The sequence below is a fragment of the Micromonospora sp. CA-249363 genome, assembly GCF_050950185.1.
In the GTDB taxonomy this organism is placed as follows: domain Bacteria; phylum Actinomycetota; class Actinomycetes; order Mycobacteriales; family Micromonosporaceae; genus Micromonospora.
In genome coordinates this window covers 4,462,866-4,481,186 of sequence record NZ_CP192020.1, presented here as the reverse complement: position 1 = coordinate 4,481,186, position 18,321 = coordinate 4,462,866, and the positions used below count along the sequence as shown (strand labels likewise).

Genomic DNA, 18,321 nt, shown 5'->3' with positions numbered 1-18,321 from the left:
ATGGCGGGGACGACGGCGCGACGGTGGGTGGCGGTGCTGCGCAGTCCGCTGGGAATCCTCGCCGTACTGCTGTTGGCGGTGGTGCTCGGCCTCACCGTGCTGGCGTACCCGCTGTGGCACGCCCGCGCACACACGGTGGTGCCGGCGGAGATCCTGCAGGGTCCGTCCGCCCGGCACCCGGCCGGCACCGACCTGCTCGGCCGGGACATCCTGGCCCGGGTGCTGGTGGCGACCCGGCTGTCCGTCGGCCTGGCGCTCGCCGCCACCGGCATCGGCGTGGCCATCGGCCTGCTGCTCGGCGCGGCCACAGCGCTGGCCGGGAAGCGTGTCGGGCGCTGGATCGGCACGCTCGTCAACATCGCGGTGGCGTTCCCGAATCTGTTGCTGGCGCTGTTCTTCGCGGTGATCTTCGGGGTCGGGGCCAAGGGCGCCGTACTGGCCATCGGGTTCGCGACCGCACCCGGCTTCGCCCGGCTCACCCAGACGCTCGCCGCGGCTGTCTCCGGGCGCGACTTCATCGCCGCCGCCCGCATCGCCGGAGTGGGCCGGGTCCGGATCCTCTTTCGGCACGTGCTGCCCAACATCGCCGAGCCCCTCGTGGTCACCGCCACATCGGCCGCCGGCGGCGCGCTGCTGGCGTTCGCCGGCCTGTCGTTCCTCGGGCTGGGTGTGCAGGCACCGTCCTACGACTGGGGGCGGTTGCTCGGCGAGGGCCTGACGCAGATCTACATCCATCCCGCAGGGGCGCTGGCGGCAGGGCTCGCCGTCGTCGTCGCGGCGTTGGCGTTCAACCTCGCCGGGGAGGTCGCGGCTCGGGCACTCAGCTCGCATGACGCCCGGCACGGCCTCCGGCGCCCACCCGCATCGGAACTGGCTCCCGTCGTACCAAGGGGAGAGCCGACGGTCCTGGCCGTCGAGAACCTCAGCGTCTCCTTCCCGGCCGACACGGGGTCCGTCACTCCCGTACGCGGGGTCAGCATGACGCTGCGACGGGGTGAGTCGGTCGGCATCGTCGGTGAGTCCGGTTCCGGCAAGAGCCTGACCGCGCTGGCGATCGCCCGGCTCGTGGAGAGTCCGGGCCTGGTGCGGGCCGACCGGCTCGACTTCCTCGGCACCGACCTGCGGGCCGAGGACTCCCGCTCGGTGCGCCGCCTGCTCGGCACCTCGCTCGCGATGGTCTTCCAGGACCCGATGACGTCGTTGAATCCGATCCAGCGGATCGGCCGTCAGCTCGCCGAGGTGGCCGAACGGCATCAGCGGATGAACCGACGCAGGGCCTGGGACCGGGCGGTGGAACGGCTCGATGCCGTACGCATCCCCGCTGCCGCCCGGCGCGCCCGACAACTGCCGCACGAGTTGTCCGGCGGCATGCGCCAACGGGCGATGATCGGCATGGGCATCATGGCCCAGCCTTCGTTGATCATCGCCGACGAGCCGACCACGGCGCTCGACGTGACAGTGCAACGGCAGGTGCTGGAACTCCTGGCCGAGGTGCGCGGCGGCAACCAGGCCGCTCTCCTGTTCATCAGCCACGACATCACCGTCGTCGCCGAGGTGTGCGAGCGGGTGCTGGTCATGTACGCCGGTCATATCGTCGAGGACCTGCCCAGCCCGGCGCTGCTGCACCACGCGCGGCACCCGTACACCCGGGCGCTGGCCGCCGCCGTGCCCACCATGGAAACCAACCGGGACCAACCACTCGCCGTGATTCCCGGCCGCCCCGCTGATTCGCGCCGACCACCCGCCGGCTGCCCGTTCGCCCCCCGCTGCCCACTGGCCACCGAACAGTGCCACGAGCAGAACCCGCCACTGGCCGAGTACGGCGCCGCGCACCGCGTCGCGTGCTGGCACGCCGACCGCGCACCGCTGGCGGTGGCACCTGTCACCGTTTCGGAAGGAGACCTGAGATGAACCTCGAGCACCGGCTCGCCACGATCGCAGAACGTCACGGCGTCCCCGGCGCCGCCGTGGGCATCCTGCACGGTGACACCGTCACCGAAGCCGCCTACGGTGTCCTGAACCGGGCGACCGGCGTGGCGGCCACCACCGACTCGCTGTTCCAGATCGGGTCCATCACCAAGGTGTGGACCGCGACCGTGGTCATGCGGCTGGTCGACGACGGGCTGCTGGATCTCGACGCGCCGCTGGTCGACGTGCTCCCGGAGCTGCTGCTCCGCGACGCCGACGTGACCAGGAAGCTGACGATGCGCCATCTGCTGACGCACACCAGCGGCATCGACGGTGACATCTTCACCGACACCGGCCGCGGCGACGACTGCCTCAAGAAGTACGTCGCGCTGCTGGCCGACGCCGCCCTGACCCACCCGCTCGGCGCTACCTGGTCGTACTCGAACTCGGGGTACTCGCTGGCCGGCAGGGTGGTCGAGAAGCTGACCGGCGACACCTGGGACGCGGCGCTGCGGGAGCTGCTGTTCCAACCGCTCGGGCTGACACACACCGTCACGTTGCCGGAGGAGGCGCTGCTGTTCCGTACGGCGGTCGGCCATCTGCCCGGCGCCGACGGGAAGCCGGAACCGGCGTCGCAGTGGGGCATCCCCCGATCCGCCGGCCCGGCTGGCGGGGTCACCGCCACCGTCGCCGACGTGCTCCGCTTTGCCCGCATGCACCTGAACGGTGGCAGATCCGCCGACGGCGCCGCTGTGCTCAGTCCTGCCTCGACCACCGCGATGGCCGCCCACCAGGTGGAACTCCCCGACAAACACACTGTCGGTGACTCCTGGGGGCTCGGTTGGGAGCGGATGGGCTGGGACGGTCACCGGGTCATCGGTCACGACGGCAACACCATCGGCCAGGCCGCGTTCCTGCGCCTGCTGCCCGAGCAGAATATCGCCGTGGCACTGCTCACCAACGGCGGTAACGCCGCGAGACTGTACGAGGAGTTGTACCGGGAGATCTTCGCCGAGATCGCCGAGGTGGCCGTGCCGCATCCGCTCGGACCACCTGACGAACCGGTGGCGATGGACGTGGCCCCGTACGCGGGACTCTACGAGCGGGCCAGCATCCGGCAGGAGGTGCTCACCGGCAGGGACGGCCCGATCCTGCGGGTGTCCGTGACCGGGCCGCTCGCGGAGGTGCTCAAGGACCAGAACGTCGACTACCGCATGGTCGCGGTCGCTCCGGACCTGTTCGTCTGCCAGGACCCGACGACCGGCAACTGGATGGCCGCAACGTTCTACCAGATCGAGAGCGGGGAGCGCTACGTCCACTTCGGCGCCCGCGCCACACCCCGGGTCGGGTGAGGCCGACATGCCCGAGCTTGTCTTCGAGGACGTCACCGTGCGGTTCGGCACCCGCCGCCGCGGGACCGTGGCGGTCGACAGTGTGAACCTGACGGTGCCGGCCGGAGCCGTCGTCGGCCTGGTCGGCGAGTCCGGGTCGGGCAAGTCGACACTGGCCCGCGCCGCAGCCGGGCTGACGCCCGTCACCGGCGGCCGGATCCTGCTCGACGGGCAACCGCTGGACGCGGTTCGGGCGCGCGGACGACGTCCGCTGCAGATGGTCTTCCAGGACCCGTACTCCGCACTCGATCCCCGGATGGCGATCGGCGCGTCGATCGCCGAGGCCGTGCCCCGCGGCAGCACCACGGCGCAGCGCCGCGCCGAGGTCGCGCGGCTGCTCGACCTCGTCGATCTGCCGCCCGAACTGTCCACCGCCAGCCCGCGTCAACTGTCCGGCGGTCAACGGCAGCGGGTCGCGCTCGCGCGGGCGCTCGCCGGGCAACCCGAGGTCCTGGTGGCCGACGAGATCACCTCCGCGCTGGACGTCTCCATTCAGGGTGCCGTGCTCAACATGGTCCGGGACCTGCAGCGGCGGATGCGGTTGACAATGCTGTTCATCTCGCACAACCTCGCGGTGGTGCGCTACGTCAGCGACCTCGTGGCGGTCATGCACCAGGGCCGGATCGTGGAGTACGGCCCGGTGGACGACGTGCTGATGGATCCGCGGGACCCCTACACCCGCGACCTGCTCGCCGCGATTCCGCACGCCGGGGCGTAGGCCCCGGCCGAGACAGGACGGCAGTCACTCGATGCAGCCTCGTGCGAGCCTGGGCCGGATCCTCGACGACCTCGGCGCCACGTTGCTCGATCTGGTCCACGGCGACTCGCACGCCGGTGCGCCGATCGGCGGTGTCTCGATCCACGACCCGTTGGACGAGCTCGTTCTGCCGCCGCACGCCCTGGTGCTCGGCGTCGGCCTGCGGGAAGTCCACGAGATCGCCGACCTGCTGCGCGCGCTCGGCACGCACGGCGCCGCCGGTCTCGTGGTCCGGGGTCCCCTGGCCGACTCCGACAGCCTGCGATCGGCCTCCCAGGAGTCCGGGGTGGCGCTGCTCGCACTGACCCGCGGCGCATCCTGGGCGCAGCTCGCCGCCCTGCTGCGGTCCATGCTCGGTCAGGGCGACGTCGGCGACGCCGGACCGGAGACTCTCGGCGGGATGCCCAGCGGCGATCTGTTCGCGGTGGCCAACGCGGTCGCGGCCCTTGTCGACGCGCCGGTCACCATCGAGGATCCGGACTCACGGGTGCTGGCATTCTCCGGGCGTCAGGAGGAGGCCGACGAGTCCCGGGTGGAGACGATCCTCGGTCGGCAGGTGCCGGAACGGTACGCCCGACTGCTGGCCGAATCCGGCGTCATCCACGACGTGCACCACAGCGAGCAACCGGTGTTCGTGGCACCGCTGCCCAGCATGGCCACCTTCCTGGTGCCGCGCGTCGCCGTGGCGGTCCGCGCCGGCGACGAGTTCCTCGGCTCCATCTGGGCAGCCGTACGCAAGCCGCTGAGCCCGGACCGGTCCCGTGCCTTCAGCGACGCGGCGAAACTGGTCGCTCTGCACCTGCTGCGGTTGCGGGCCGGCGCGGACGTCGCACGGCGGCTGCGAACCGACCTGGTCAGCACAGCGCTGGAGGGCGGTTCGGGCGCTCGGGAGGCCCTGGCCCGGCTGGGGCTCACCGATCAGCCGCTGGTGGTGCTCGCGCTCGCGCCGACCGAGCGGGTCACCCCGGGCGTCGACGACCGATCCGGGGTCGTCGCGCAACGCCAGCGCCTCGGAGACGCGCTGGCGATGCATCTGGGCACGGTGCATCCGGCCAGTGCGGTCGCCCTGCTCGGCGATGTGACGTACGGGCTGTTGCCGGTCGGCCGCGACGCGCCGGCGAAGCAGGCGGCCCGGGTGACCGCCGGGTTCCTCGATCGGATCGGCACCCGACTGCCGGCGCTGGCCGGTGTGAGCCCGGTGGCGAACACACCCACCGACCTGCCCGCCGCCCGCACCAGCGCGGACCGGGCGCTTCGCGTGCTGTGCGCCGGGCGGGGCGGCTCGCGTCGGGTCGCTCACCTCGCCGACGTGTACACCGAGGCGTTGCTGCTCGACATGGGTGATGCCATCGCGGCTCGTGGGGACGCACCCAGCGGCGTGGTGGCGCGGCTGATCGCGTACGACGCGGAGCACCAGTCCAGCCTCGTCGAAACGCTGTCGGCCTGGCTGGACGCGTTCGGTGACGTGGTCGCGGCGGCGGCGGCGTTGCACGTGCATCCCAACACGTTCCGGTACCGGTTGCGGCGTCTCGCCGAGCTGGGCGGCCTGGATCTGACCGATCCGCACGCGCGCTTCGGCGTAATGCTCCAGCTGCGCGTCTTCGGACTCTGACAGCCGATCTTGGTCGTCCGGACGAGAGCGGCGTGCCCGTCTCGTGCCGCTGCACCAAGACAGCGGTCGCGGTGACCGGCAAGCTTCGTACCAGAGTCGCCGGATGGAAGCCGGGTGGCGTTCCTGCGCCCGGCCGTCGCACCGCCTCGACGACAACCGGCGCGTCGCCGACTGGCTGCACCGCCACCCGGACAGAAAGGTCGACGGACATCAACGTTGAACTCTGGCAGCGTCGCCTGGCCGCGCTCGCCGAACAGCACCGCGTTCCCGGCGCCACGCTCGGCATTTTGCGACTGCGCCCAGACGGACCGGACGAACTCGTCGAGGCCGCGTACGGCGTTCTCAATGTGAACACCGGCGTCGAGACGACCACCGATTCGGTGTTCCAGATCGGCTCCATCAGCAAGGTGTGGACCGCAACCCTCGTGATGCAGTTGGTGGATGAGGGGCTACTCGATCTCGACGATCCGGTGGTCCGGGTGCTGCCGGAACTCGCCCTGTCGGACCCGACGGTGGCCCAGCAGGTGACGATGCGGCACCTGCTCGCCCACACCAGTGGCATCGACGGCGACGTCTTCACCGACACCGGCCGCGGTGACGATTGTCTGGAGAAGTACGTGGCAAGGCTGCGCGACGAGGCGCAGAACCACCCGCTTGGCGCCACCTGGTCGTACTGCAACTCGGGGTTCGTGCTGGCCGGCCTCGTCATCGAGAAGCTGACCGGGTTGACCTGGGACGCCGCCGTCCGGACCCGGCTGACCGAGCCGCTCGGGTTGGCGCGTACCAGCACGCTGCCCGAGGAGGCCCTGTTGGAACGGACCGCGTGCGGGCACACCGACAGCGCCGACGGCCCGGAACGGGTCCCGCAGTGGATGCTCCCGCGTGCGCTCGGGCCGGCCGGCCTCATCAACGCCAGCGTCGCGGATCTGCTGCGCTTCGCCCGGATGCACCTCACCGGGGGTGTGGCGGAGGACGGCACCCGCGTGCTCAGCGAGCGCAGCACCGCGGCGATGGCGGCACACGAGGTCGACCTGCCCGACCGGTACACCCTCGGCGACTCGTGGGGTCTGGGCTGGATCCGCTTCGGCTGGGACGGGCGGCGGCTCATCGGCCACGACGGCAACACCATCGGGCAGTCGGCCTTTCTGCGGTTGCTGCCGGAGCAGAACATGGTGGTGGCGCTGCTGACCAACGGTGGCAGCGCCGGGGACCTCTACCGCGATCTGTACCGGGAGGTCTTCGCCGACATCGCCGGCGTGACGATGCCACCGCCGTTCACGCCGCCCGCCGAGCCGGTGTCGGTGGACGTGACACCGCACCTGGGCACGTACGAGCGAGCGAGCACTCGGCTGGAGGTTCTCGACGGCGCGGACGGCCCGGTGCTGCGGATGACCGTGACCGGCCCGCTCGCCGAGCTGACGCCCGATCCCGTAAAGGAACTAGCTCTGATCGCGGTCGGCACGGATCTGTTCGCGATCCGTCTGCCGGACCGGGACTCGTGGATGCCGGTGACGTTCTACCGGCTGTCCACGGGGGAGCGGTACCTGCATCTCGGCGTTCGCGCCACGCCGAAGGTGACGTGAGATGAGCCTGCGGGAACGCCTCGTCCGTCGTCTGCCGCACATGCTGGAGGACATCGCCGAGCTGGTCGGGTGCGAGTCGCCATCGGCCGACCTCGCCGCCGTGGCCCGCAGCGCCGACGTCCTGGCTGCCGTCGGGCAGCGGCGGCTCGGCGTGCCACCGGAGAAGATCGTTCTCGACGGACACACCCACCTGCGGTGGCGCTTCGGGTCCGGGCCGCCGACGGTGCTGCTGCTGGGTCATCACGACACGGTCTGGCCGATCGGCTCCCTGCGCGACCGGCCGTACGAGGTGACGGACGGGATCCTGCGCGGACCGGGTTGCTTCGACATGAAGGTCGGCATCGTCCAGGCACTGCACGCGGTTGCCGAGCTGGACGACCGTGACGGCGTGACGCTTCTCGTCACCGGCGACGAGGAGCTGGGATCGCCGAGCTCCCGATCACTCATCGAACAGGAGGCGGCGGGAGCCGCCGCGGCTCTGGTGTTGGAGGCTTCCGCCGCCCGCGGCGCTCTCAAGACCGCCCGCAAGGGCATGTCCCGCTACGTCGTGCACGTCGAGGGACTCGCCGCGCACGCCGGCCTCGAACCGGAGCGTGGTATCAACGCCGGGGTCGAGGTCGCCCACCAGATCCTCGCCGTTCTCGCCCTGGCCGATCCGAGCCGAGGTACGAGTGTGGTGCCGACCGCCATGTCCGCCGGCAGCGCGGGCAACACCGTTCCGGCGAGCGGCACGTTCGTCGTGGACGTGCGCGTGCGTGACATCGACGAGCAGCGACGGGTCGATCTCGCCCTGCGGGAGCTGCGGCCGGCCGTTCCGGGCGCCCGGCTGAGCGTCGAGGGCGGGCCGAACCGGCCGCCGCTGCCGCCTTCGGCGTCCGAGGCGCTGTACAGACGGGCCGCCGCAGTGGCGCGAGACATCGGTCTGCCGGTACCCGGGCGGGCTGCCGTCGGGGGCGCGTCGGACGGAAACCTCACCGCTGGCGTGGGCACCCCCACGCTGGACGGGCTCGGGGCGGTCGGCGGCGGGGCTCACGCCGACTCCGAGCATGTCGTGGTCGCGGAGATCCCGCACCGGGCGGCGTTGGTGGCCGCGCTCACCAGGGCCCTGTTGGAGCAGCCGTGACCGAGGCCTATGCGGTGACCAGCACCCCCGGGGATGACGCCTTGGCCGCCGCGGCGGCGGCTCGGGTCCGCATCGCGGCACTGACCGAGCTCGACGACCTGCGCGCCGTGCACCGGCTGCTGATCAGCATCTGGCAACGGACTTCGGACAATCCACCGATGACGCCCGAGCTTCTGCGCGCCTTCAGCCTGTCGGGCAACTATGTGGCCGGGGCGTTCGACGGCAGTGAGCTCGTCGGGGCGTGCGTGGGCTTCTTCGCCGCCCCCGAGCGCCGCGAACTGCACAGCCACATCGCCGGGGTATCGGCCACCGTCCTGGGCCGCGGGGTGGGACACGCTCTGAAGCTGCACCAGCGGGCCTGGGCGCTGCGGCAGGGCGCGACCACGATCGCGTGGACGTTCGATCCGCTCGTCGGCCGGAACGCGTACTTCAATCTGGTGAAGCTGGCGGCAACGCCGACGCGTTACCTGACGAACTTCTACGGCAGCATGCATGACCGGATCAACGGCGACGACGACACCGACCGCCTGCTTCTGCATTGGAATCTCACGGACCCCGAGGTACGGCAGGCGTCGGCTGGCAGCGTACGCCGATGGGACGCCGCGGCCCGGCGGCGAGCCGGTGCGGCGGTGGCCCTGGACCGGGATGCCGACGGTGCGCCGGTCATCGGCAGCACCACTGGCGACGACCTGCTCGTGGCCACCCCCGAGGACATCGAGAAGCTGCGCGTGGCTGACCCGGCCACCGCCCGCCAGTGGCGCCGGGCGATGCGCGAGGTGCTGGGCTCCTTGCTGGCCGAAGGTGCGACGGTCCGCGGATTCGACCGGGCGGGCTGGTACCTGCTGAGGCGTGACAGTGCAACGAGGAGAGATGGATGAAACTTACCGGCATCGAGTTGCGCCGCGTCCGCATGCCGCTGGTGGCACCGTTTCGGACGTCGTTCGGGGTCGAACACGACCGGGACATCCTGTTGGTTCGTGCGGTCACGGACGAGGCGGAAGGCTGGGGAGAGTGCGTGGCGATGGCCGACCCGCTCTACTCGAGCGAGTACGTCGAGGCCGCCGCGGACGTCCTGCGTCGCTATCTGATCCCCGCCCTCGCTGCCCGGCCACCTGCCGACGCGACCGCTGTCGGCCCGACGCTGCATCGGTTCAAGGGACACCGGATGGCGAAGGCGGCGTTGGAGACAGCGGTGCTCGACGCAGAGTTGCGGGCCGGTCGCCGGAGCCTGGCGCGCGAGCTCGGTGCGGTGCGGGACAGGGTGCCGGCCGGCGTTTCGGTCGGCATCATGGACTCGGTCGACGAGCTGTTATCCGACGTGGAGGGTTACCTCGACGAGGGTTACCTCCGGATCAAGCTGAAGATTCAGCCCGGCTGGGACGTCGAGCCCGTCCGCGCGGTGCGGGAACGCTTCGGCGACGACGTGCTCCTGCAGGTCGACGCGAACACCGCGTACACGCTCGGGGATGTCGCGCTGCTCGCCGCGCTTGACCCGTTCGGGCTGCTGCTGATCGAGCAGCCGCTCGACGAGGAGGACGTCCTGGGCCACGCGGCGCTGGCGCGGCAGGTGCGCACTCCCATCTGCCTCGACGAGTCGATCGTTTCGGCGCGTGCCGCCGCGGATGCGATCCGCCTCGGCGCGTGCCAGATCGTCAACGTCAAGCCGGGTCGGGTCGGTGGCTATCTCGAGGCCAAGCGCATTCACGACGTCTGCGCGGCCCACGGTGTACCGGTGTGGTGCGGCGGCATGCTCGAGACCGGCATCGGTCGAGCGGCCAACGTGGCGCTCGCGGCGTTGCCGAACTTCACCTTGCCCGGGGACACCTCCGCCTCCGGCCGTTACTACCGCACGGACCTGACCGAGCCGTTCGTCCTGGACGACGGCCACCTCGCCGTGCCCGACGGCTTCGGCATCGGCGTGGCGCCGGTGCCGGAGATCCTCGCCGAGATGACGACGTCGCTCGAATGGCTACCCCTGGCCTGATTCGTTTGCCCAGAACGGATCGCGTTGACTCGACCACAGGCCGTAGTTAGCGTTTACACCCTTCGTCCACTTCGGAGCGCGCCACCACCACGCCAGCCAAGGAGGACCAATGCGACTGCGACAGCCACGGTCACGTCCCGGACCGAGTCGGAAGGGCAGAGGTGCCGTGGCCCTGACACTGGGTGCACTCCTGTCGGTTCCGATCGGCGCGACACCCTCGCACGCTGCCGAGCAGCGGCTCGATGAGGGTCTGGTGCATCACTTCGCGCTCGACGAGACCAGCGGAACGACGTTGGTCAACTCGGGTAGCGCGGGCTCGGCGGCGAACGCCACGCTCGTGAACCCCGCAAAGGCGACCTTGACCGGCGAGGGGGTCAGGTTCAACCCCGACGACTACGCGGGCGCGCTCGACGGCGCGTACGTGCGACTGCCGAACGACATCACCGCCGGCATGTCCAACCTCACCGTCGACTACGACGTGTGGATCGACCCGGCGAACGTCGGCGAGCACCAGATGTGGAGCTTCGGCCGCAAGTCCGGCTCCTGCGACGCCGACAGCGGCGCCGAGGGCTCGATCTTCGCGTCGAACACCCAACGGTTCCGCGTCGCCGTGGGGCCGGCGAACCTGCAACAGAACCGGGTCCGCATGCGGGAAGGAGCGTGGACGCATGTCACCTACACCCAGTCGTTGAACCCGGACGGAACGAGCTGGGCCGGCCGCCTCTACCTCGACGGTGTGCCGCACGCGACGTCGACGAACCTGACCACGCCACCGTCGGTGAGCTCTGCCGGAACCAACTGCAACTTCCTCGGTCGCTCCCAGACGTCGGGTCACTACTCGTTCCGCGGGACGATCCGGGACTTCCGGGTCTACGACCGGGCACTGGGTCTCGACGAGACACTCACCCGGGCGGAGAGGACCGTCTCCGAGGGCGTCCGCGCCGACGCCGCCGCCATCGACCTCGGCCTGACCAGTGCGGTCGTACGCGACATCGTTCTGCCCAAGGTGGGCTCCGTGGCGGGTTCGGCCATCACCTGGACGAGTTCGGACCCGTCGGTCGTCGAGGTCTACACCCCGCCCGCTGTCGCCAGCGCCCGCAAGGTCGCAGTGACCGGCAGGATCAAGCGGCCGGCGCAGGGGCAACCCGACGCGACAGCCACGCTCACGGCAACTGTCCGCAAGGGTGCCCAGGAGGTCACCACACGGGAGATCCCCGTCGTGGTCAAAGCCGAGTTCGACGACGCGCAGGCGGTCGACCGCGACACCTTCGACCTGACCCTGCCGGGCACCGATGACGTACGCGGGAACCTGGACCTCGCCGCGAAGGGCGAGTTCGGCTCGACGATCACCTGGAGGTCGACCACCACACTCGTCACGCCGACGGGCGAGGTGACCCGCCCGGCCTTCGGCCACGCGGACGTCGCCGGCACCCTGACGGCGACAATCACCAAGGGTACGGCCTCGCGGACCAGGTCGTTCCCGGTGACCATCACCGCCATGCCCCGTTCCGAGGAGTACGAGCGGTACTTCATGGGGTACTTCAAGGGCGAGGGAATCGCCGACGGCGAGCAGATCATGTTCGCCACGTCCAACGGGAACACCGCTCTGGACTGGACCGGGTTGACCGGCGGCCGGCCGTCACTCATCTCGCAGCTGGGCGACCAGGGCCTTCGTGACCCGCACATCGTCCGTTCACCCGACGGCGACACGTTCTACATGATCGCCACCGACCTGAACTGGTACGACCAGGGTGGTTACGCGATCAACGACACCCAGTACATCGAGGTGTTCGAGTCGCACGATCTGGTGAACTGGACCCCGCAGCGGCACGTGAAGGTCGCGCCCGACAACGCGGGCAACGCCTTCGCTCCGGAGTCGCTGTGGGTGGAGGAGATCGGCGCCTACGTCGTGTTCTGGGCCCAGTCGCTGTGGAGCGACCCGGTGAACCGCACCGGCCAGGGCAACGCGCAGATGTGGTACGCCACGACGCGGGACTTCAAGACGTTCTCCGCTCCCCGGGTCTGGCAGGACCCCGCTCCGCTGTCGCGGATCGACACCACCGCGATCCGGGTCGGCGACCACTACTACCGGGTGACCAAGAACGAGGCCGGCAACCAGGGCTCGGACATCTTCTCGGAGAAGCACACCGATTTCCTGGACAGCAACCTCGACAACTGGACGTTGGTCGCGCCGGCGCTGGGGCGGACGACGTGGGTCCCCAACCAGGGGTACGAGGGACCGGTCATCTTCAAGGCGAACCCCGGTGACACCTCCTGCCCCGGCCAGTTCTACCTCTGGGGCGACCGGTACACCAATGGCGGCGGATATCAAGCCGCGTGCCACGAGAACATCGAGGCCCCGACGTGGAACGCCAAGGCGATCACGATGACCAACGCGGGTGTCGTCCGTCCGCGTCACGGCACCGTGATCCCACTGACCGTCCGCGAGTGGAACGACATCCGCGGGATCCCGAACAGCGACGTCACGACCACCACCGAGGTGACTGTCGCGCCGTACGCGAGCAAGGCCCAGACGACCACGGCCACCGCGACGGTCACGGCGGCCGACGGGTTCGAGACCGGCGGTCAGGTACGGTTCAGCGTCGGCTCGTGGTCGACGCTCGCCCACCTCGACGACGGCGCGGCCACTGTCACGCTGCCGGCGGGTCTGCCGGCGGGCACCCGCGCGCTCAAGGCCGAGTACCTCGGATTCGGCTACCTGAAGGCGTCGGAGGGTACGGCGTCGTTCGAGGTGCCCGCCGGACCGGCCGCCGTCAAGGTCAAGGCGAAGGCCACGCCGGCGTCGGTCGTTCGAGGGGGAACGTTCAGGTTGACCGTGAGCGTCGAGCCGGGCGGACCGAAGCACCACGCTCCGACCCCGACCGGCGAGGTCACCGTCACCTTCGGCGGCACCGTACAGGTCCTACCACTGGTGGACGGCAAGGCGGTCGTCGAACTGCGGACCGCCGACCTGCGTCCCGGGACCTATCAGGTCCACGCCGCCTACTCCGGTAACCCGACCTACCGGCCCCACGCCGCCAACTACCAGAAGTTGCGGGTGCGCTAGTCGGCACCGGCGCCCCGGAACGTGCGGGGATGGGGCACAGCAGCGAGCGGGCGAGATCCGTTGATCTCGCCCGCCCGTTGTCCACGGCTCCCGGCCGCCGCCGTGGGCCGCCGACTGGTCCGGGCACCCCGGCACGCCGATGTGGTGAGACCGTTCACGGGTGCGGGTCAGGCAGTGCTCGACCGTCAGTGCGGATCCGCCGGGCGCACCGTCGTGCTGACCGCGGGGACCGGCATACCGGCGGCCTCGATCAGCGCCGTGGCCTCCGCGGCCACCGCATGCCATCGGCGGCGCAGCATGCCGCCGGGGAACGCGTCGGTCCAGGGCTTGACCTCGGTGGCGTAGTGCATGATGAACGGTGCCCGTTCCAGCTCCAACTGGTACGGCATCGGCACATACCGCTCGCCGTGGTAGGTGAAGTCCAGCCGCTGCTGCACGGCGCTGACCGGCATCACGTTCCACCGCGGATCAAGCAGCTCGAACCTGCCGGCGAGCAGGTAGTTCAACGTGTCCTGATCGCCGAACAAGGGGTGCCAGTCGGGGTTGGCGATCAGCTCCGCGGCCCGCTCGGTCAGCCGCTCGGCCCGCCAGCGCGCCACGTCGACGGCCAGCAGACCGGAGTTGACGTACGGGAAGCTGGGCGCCCGGCCGCTCAGCGGGAACCGATCGGTCTCCACGTGCGGGCTGCCCAACTCGGGAATGTACGGGTCGCGTGCCGCCGCGACCGGATAGTCGTGCGCGATCGGCCGGTGCAGGGTGTGCACGCTGACGCAGGCGAGCATGTCGGAATCCAGGTAGAGCAGTCGGTCCGCGTCGATGAGGTCCGGTGCGACGATCCGCGCGTACCCCATCGGCGTGATGTAGCCGATCCGCATGTCGGGAAAGGTGAAGTCGCGTTGGATGACGGTCACCTTCGCCGGAGCGGCAGAGGCCCTCAGCGCCGCCAGCGAGTCCGGCAGTACGCCGGGGTCGCAGAGCAGGTAGAGGTGCAGCGGCTCCGGTCCCTGCCAGGTGCGGGCCAGCGATCGGGCCGCCACACAGGTGGGCCAGACGTAGTGGGCATCGAGGCACAGGACGACACCGTTCATCGTCCGGTCACCATTCGCCGGACGGCCGTGCCGTCGGTGAGCACCGGTCGGCCACCGAGCTCACCGTGTCCCAGTGCGGGCGGTCCACCAGGCAGTGCCAGCATCAGCCCTCCGGCCGTTGTTGGGGCAAGGATCCGTAACGCAGAATCGACCATGGCCGGATGCGCCGCGGAATGCAAGCGGAAGGGATGAACCTGTTGTCCGAGATGGACAGTCGAGGCTCCGGCGCAATCGCTGGGCGGGACACCCACATCAGGGGCGAGTACGCAGCCGGACGTGATGTGGTGATCAACAATGCCCCCGATTCACGCCCCGCGCCATTCGCCGTACCACTCGACATCTCCGACTTCGCTGATCGGACGGACGAGTTTAGCGACATCGTAGAAATGTTCGGGGAATGTACGGCCCCGGTAGTGGTGAATCTCTTCGGCCCGGGCGGGATCGGCAAATCGGCGTTAGCTGTCCGGGTGGCTCACCGCCTCCGTGACCGCTTTCCCGACGGCGTCCTGTACGCGGCCCTCGGCACCCAGTCCTGGCAGACCGCCGACATCGTCGCCGAATTCCTCTACTTGCTGGGCCGCTCGGCCGATGGTGGCAGCGAGTCCCGGCTGGTTGCGGAGTTCCGGACCGCGGTGGCCGGTCGCCGGGTCCTGGTCGTGCTGGACGGAGCTACCTCTGCCGCTCTGACCATTCCACTGCTGCCCACCACCGCTGGCTGCGGCGCGATCGTGACCAGTCGCCCGCCACTGACCGGCCTGCCCGGCGCTGAGCTGGTCGAGGTGCCGGTGCTGCCCGAGCCGGAGAGCGTGGCCCTGCTCGGCCGCCTCGCCCGGGTGCAGATCGACGCGTCCAACGCGGACCAGGCGGCACGCTTGGTGCGGATGTGCGGCAGGTTACCGCTGGCGTTGCGCGTCGCCGGTGCGAAACTTAAGACCAGGGGCGACTGGGACATGGGCCGGCTGGCCGAACGGATGGCGGCGGCGGCCAACCGGCTCGACCTACTCCGGATTGGGGACCTCGAGGTGCGCTCGACGCTGCTGACCAGTTACGCCGAGCGAGACCCTGGCGAGCAGCGGGCGTTTCGGGCGCTCGCCCTCGCCGACGGCGACGAGTTTCCCGGCTGGATGCTGGCCCCGTTGCTACAGGTGAGCATGGCGGAGAGCGAACGCCTGGTCGAGCAACTGGTCCATGCGCAACTCCTTCGCGTCACCCGCGTGGACGGCACCGGCCAGCCTCTCTACCGCCTGCACGACCTGGTCCGCGACCTCGCCCGCGAGTTGGCCGACACGGACCCGGCCGCCAAGCGTGCGGCCATGGCGGCCCGGTTGAACGACCGCTACCTCGACCTCGTGGCGACTGCCGCCCGCGCGCTGCGGGAGCAGGGCTCTGGCGGCCGCGCTGCCGACCCGGTCTCTCCCGCTCCGGACGACGACTTCGCCGAGCTGCGCCGGACGATCGCCCTGGCTCCGGTCGCCTGGTTCGCAGCCGGGCGGGACGGGATCCTCGCCAGCCTGCGCCGGGTCGCCGAGGACGGTCGGATGGATCGGGTGGGCCGCTTCGCCGACGCGATGCTCGCTCTGCTCATCGTCACCCCGTTCGCCGAGGACCGCATCCGGGTGCACCGGCTCGTGCTGGAGGCCAGCACCCGGGCCGGCGACCAGGTCCGGCTCGCCAGTGCGCGGCGGGACCTGGGTCGCGCCTACCGGGACTTCGGCCGGTACGCGGAGGCGCGCGCGGAGCTCGAGGCCGCGATCACCGATTTCGCGGACCTGGGCGACGCCGGGGCGCTGGCCGAGACCCGACTGATCTACGCGGTGCTGCTCCGGTTGCTCGGCGAGAACCAGGCCGCCCGCGAGGTGGTCCTCGACTCACTCACGCACTTCGAGGCGACCGGGGAGACGGGCTGGCAGGCGTACGCGCACCGGACCCTTGGCATCATCCACCGCAACCAGGCGAACTGGCCCGCCGCCGGGGTCGCCTTCGAGCGGGCGCTGGAGTTGTTCCGCGCCGTCGGCGACCGGCACCGGGAGGGCAACTGCCTGGTCCACTACGGCAGCGCGCTGCGCCAGCAGGGCGAGCCGGGCCGGGCGTTGCCCCTCTACGGCCAGGCACGGGACATCTTCGCCGCGCTCGGCTTCTCGCTCTGGGAGGCGATCACCGACGTGCACCAGGCTGCGAGCCTGATGGACCTGGGGGTGCGGGAGGAGGCCGGTCTTCTGCTCGACCGGGCCCTCCGCACCTTCACCGACATCGGCGATCTCCGGTGGGCGGACATCACCGAGTACCACCGCGCCCGGCTCGACCTGCGGTCCGGCGATGTCGCCGGCGCGCTACCGCGGCTGGAACGGTCAGCCAGCCGGTTCCGGGAGCTCAACGAGCCGCACAGCGAATCCTTGGTGCTGCTCACCCTGGCCCAGGCCCAGGCCCAGGCGCCCGGCCCGGCGGCCAGGGTCACCCTGCAGCGGCTGATCGAGAACGCCCGGCGGTTGGGAAACCCGATGCTGGAGAGCACGGCGACGCGACTACTCGACCGCGGATGACCATTCGCTGAGCGACTGGGCCTAGCCGCCGTCCGGGCCACCGATGTGCAGGTCCCGGCCGGCAGCGTACCGGCCGGAGACGCGCACGTCGCGGCCCGCGACCGCGCCGCTCTCGTTCGCCTGGATGATCGTCGGGTTGGCCTCGGCAAGCGCGTCCCGCAGCGCTGCGGCGAACTCCGGATCAGCGGTGATCTGCCGGGCCAGTCTCAGCGTCAGCCGATCCTCGGCGGCCTGGGTCGGCGCGGTGGTCACCTCGTCGACGACCTCCAGCGTCCCCGGATCGCCGGCGAACCGGTGCCGGATCACCTGGGCCACCCGGTCCGCGCCGGAGAGCAGCCGCTGCGCCGCCCCGCCGGCCACGCCGGTGGAAAGGGCGGTCAGCGCCCCGACGGCGACGCTTGCCAGGTCCAGTGGTTCCATCTGTGCCTCCTGGTCCGGGCGGTCGTCCGGGTCCGTCCAGCCTAGAGGAACGCGGCAAATACATGCCGGACGACCGGAGCGGTCGCGTACCTGCTCGGCCGGTCCGGTACACCGGTCTTCGCGTCGGCACGCGACAGGTCGGTGGCGTGGACGCAACGGCGACCGCTTGCCGTCGGACCTCGGGGCCTGAACGCTTTCCCGCCCGATCGGCAATGTCAGGGTGAAGCGCGGACTTTGCCGAGGAGGGCCATGGCTTCGGATGCGGATTTGATAGGCCGGTCGCTGGACGGCGATGCCGACGCCTTCGTAGAGGTGGTCGAGCGTCATGAGGCCGCCGTCGGTTCGTACCTCGTTCGCCGGGCCGGGCGGGATGCGGCTGAGGACCTCCTGGGCGAGGTGTGGGTTGCGGCGTTCGAGTCGCGGCGATCGTACGACCGGTCGTACAACGATGCGCGGCCGTGGCTGTACGGGGTGGCGTTGAATCGCTTGCGGCGCTACTGGCGGTCCCGGCCGGCCGAGGACCTGGTCGCGGACGTGCCGGACGTCGCGACCGGGGATCCGTGGTCGGCGGTGGACCTCGGCGTGGACGCCCGCGCGGTGCTCCGGTCGGCCCTGACGCGGCTCAAACCCGAAGAGCGGGAAGTCCTCAGGCTCGTCGCCTGGGAGGACCTGACCGCAGCCGACGCCGCGCGGGCACTCGGCATACCGGCCGGCACCGCACGGCGGCTGCTGAGCCAGGCCAGGACGGCATTGCGCGACGCCCCGGGGGTGTCCGCGCTTCTGAAAGACCGCAACAGCGCGAAGGAGAGACACCGATGACCGACGAGCTCGATCTGGTCGGTGCGTTG

Annotated in this window: 13 protein-coding genes; 11 read left to right on the top strand and 2 right to left on the bottom strand. The window is 70.7% G+C overall.

Annotated features, from left to right (window positions below; genetic code table 11):
• From ACQPZK_RS20260 to ACQPZK_RS20220, 9 genes are all read left to right on the top strand, one after another.
• Positions 1–1,911 (top strand): dipeptide/oligopeptide/nickel ABC transporter permease/ATP-binding protein, encoded by a 1,911-nt coding sequence (locus ACQPZK_RS20260; RefSeq protein ID WP_433534510.1) that lies wholly within the window; start codon positions 1–3, stop codon positions 1,909–1,911.
• Entirely contained in the window at positions 1,908–3,260 is a 1,353-nt protein-coding gene (locus tag ACQPZK_RS20255; RefSeq protein ID WP_433534509.1) for a serine hydrolase domain-containing protein, read from the top strand. Before ACQPZK_RS20260 ends, ACQPZK_RS20255 begins: the two co-directional genes overlap by 4 nt.
• Before the next feature lie 7 nt (positions 3,261–3,267).
• Positions 3,268–4,017, top strand: a complete 750-nt coding sequence (locus ACQPZK_RS20250; RefSeq protein ID WP_433534508.1) for an ABC transporter ATP-binding protein — start codon at positions 3,268–3,270, stop codon at positions 4,015–4,017.
• A gap of 31 nt (positions 4,018–4,048) precedes the next feature.
• Positions 4,049–5,668: a PucR family transcriptional regulator gene (locus ACQPZK_RS20245; RefSeq protein WP_433534507.1), complete on the top strand. Its 1,620-nt coding sequence runs from the start codon at positions 4,049–4,051 to the stop codon at positions 5,666–5,668.
• A gap of 287 nt (positions 5,669–5,955) precedes the next feature.
• The gene (locus ACQPZK_RS20240; protein ID WP_433534506.1) at positions 5,956–7,251 is read left to right on the top strand and encodes a serine hydrolase domain-containing protein; all 1,296 of its coding nucleotides are present in this window, start codon (positions 5,956–5,958) and stop codon (positions 7,249–7,251) included.
• Between the two features lies 1 nt (position 7,252).
• Positions 7,253–8,374, top strand: a complete 1,122-nt coding sequence (locus ACQPZK_RS20235) for a M20/M25/M40 family metallo-hydrolase (RefSeq protein WP_433534505.1) — start codon at positions 7,253–7,255, stop codon at positions 8,372–8,374.
• Positions 8,371–9,252 carry a GNAT family N-acetyltransferase gene (locus ACQPZK_RS20230; RefSeq protein WP_433534504.1) on the top strand — a complete coding sequence of 294 codons (882 nt, stop codon included), beginning with the start codon at positions 8,371–8,373 and terminating at the stop codon, positions 9,250–9,252. The genes ACQPZK_RS20235 and ACQPZK_RS20230 overlap by 4 nt, the downstream gene beginning before the upstream one ends.
• The gene (gene menC, locus ACQPZK_RS20225; protein ID WP_433534503.1) at positions 9,249–10,358 is read left to right on the top strand and encodes an o-succinylbenzoate synthase; all 1,110 of its coding nucleotides are present in this window, start codon (positions 9,249–9,251) and stop codon (positions 10,356–10,358) included. The genes ACQPZK_RS20230 and menC overlap by 4 nt, the downstream gene beginning before the upstream one ends.
• 166 nt (positions 10,359–10,524) lie before the next feature.
• The gene (locus ACQPZK_RS20220) at positions 10,525–13,425 is read left to right on the top strand and encodes an immunoglobulin-like domain-containing protein (RefSeq protein ID WP_433534502.1); all 2,901 of its coding nucleotides are present in this window, start codon (positions 10,525–10,527) and stop codon (positions 13,423–13,425) included.
• A gap of 185 nt (positions 13,426–13,610) precedes the next feature.
• Here ACQPZK_RS20220 and ACQPZK_RS20215 read toward each other — a convergent pair whose 3' ends face one another.
• Positions 13,611–14,513 carry a glycosyltransferase family 8 protein gene (locus ACQPZK_RS20215; protein WP_433534501.1) on the bottom strand — a complete coding sequence of 301 codons (903 nt, stop codon included), beginning with the start codon at positions 14,511–14,513 and terminating at the stop codon, positions 13,611–13,613.
• 161 nt (positions 14,514–14,674) lie between these two features.
• Here ACQPZK_RS20215 and ACQPZK_RS20210 point away from each other — a divergent pair, with 161 nt between their 5' ends.
• Positions 14,675–17,053: a tetratricopeptide repeat protein gene (locus tag ACQPZK_RS20210; protein WP_433534500.1), complete on the top strand. Its 2,379-nt coding sequence runs from the start codon at positions 14,675–14,677 to the stop codon at positions 17,051–17,053.
• Between the two features lie 21 nt (positions 17,054–17,074).
• Here the strand turns inward: ACQPZK_RS20210 and ACQPZK_RS20205 are convergent, their stop codons facing one another.
• The gene (locus ACQPZK_RS20205; protein WP_433534499.1) at positions 17,075–17,473 is read right to left on the bottom strand and encodes a hypothetical protein; all 399 of its coding nucleotides are present in this window, start codon (positions 17,471–17,473) and stop codon (positions 17,075–17,077) included.
• A 249-nt stretch (positions 17,474–17,722) separates the two neighbouring features.
• On the opposite strand from ACQPZK_RS20205, the gene ACQPZK_RS20200 reads away from it, so the two are divergent.
• Complete coding sequence (locus ACQPZK_RS20200) at positions 17,723–18,292, top strand: RNA polymerase sigma factor (protein WP_433534498.1); 570 nt, start codon at positions 17,723–17,725, stop codon at positions 18,290–18,292.
• Positions 18,293–18,321 lie beyond the last annotated feature (29 nt).

Bases quoted from the DNA above. Each gene is read 5' to 3' on its own strand.
- ACQPZK_RS20215 (WP_433534501.1), bottom strand. From the start codon at position 14,513: ATGAACGGTGTCGTCCTGTGCCTCGATGCCCACTACGTCTGGCCCACC.
- ACQPZK_RS20250 (WP_433534508.1), top strand. From the start codon at position 3,268: ATGCCCGAGCTTGTCTTCGAGGACGTCACCGTGCGGTTCGGCACCCGC.
- ACQPZK_RS20210 (WP_433534500.1), top strand. From the start codon at position 14,675: ATGCGCCGCGGAATGCAAGCGGAAGGGATGAACCTGTTGTCCGAGATG.
- ACQPZK_RS20200 (WP_433534498.1), top strand. From the start codon at position 17,723: ATGGCTTCGGATGCGGATTTGATAGGCCGGTCGCTGGACGGCGATGCC.
- ACQPZK_RS20205 (WP_433534499.1), bottom strand. From the start codon at position 17,473: ATGGAACCACTGGACCTGGCAAGCGTCGCCGTCGGGGCGCTGACCGCC.
- ACQPZK_RS20245 (WP_433534507.1), top strand. From the start codon at position 4,049: ATGCAGCCTCGTGCGAGCCTGGGCCGGATCCTCGACGACCTCGGCGCC.
- menC (WP_433534503.1), top strand. From the start codon at position 9,249: ATGAAACTTACCGGCATCGAGTTGCGCCGCGTCCGCATGCCGCTGGTG.
- ACQPZK_RS20255 (WP_433534509.1), top strand. From the start codon at position 1,908: ATGAACCTCGAGCACCGGCTCGCCACGATCGCAGAACGTCACGGCGTC.
- ACQPZK_RS20260 (WP_433534510.1), top strand. From the start codon at position 1: ATGGCGGGGACGACGGCGCGACGGTGGGTGGCGGTGCTGCGCAGTCCG.
- ACQPZK_RS20235 (WP_433534505.1), top strand. From the start codon at position 7,253: ATGAGCCTGCGGGAACGCCTCGTCCGTCGTCTGCCGCACATGCTGGAG.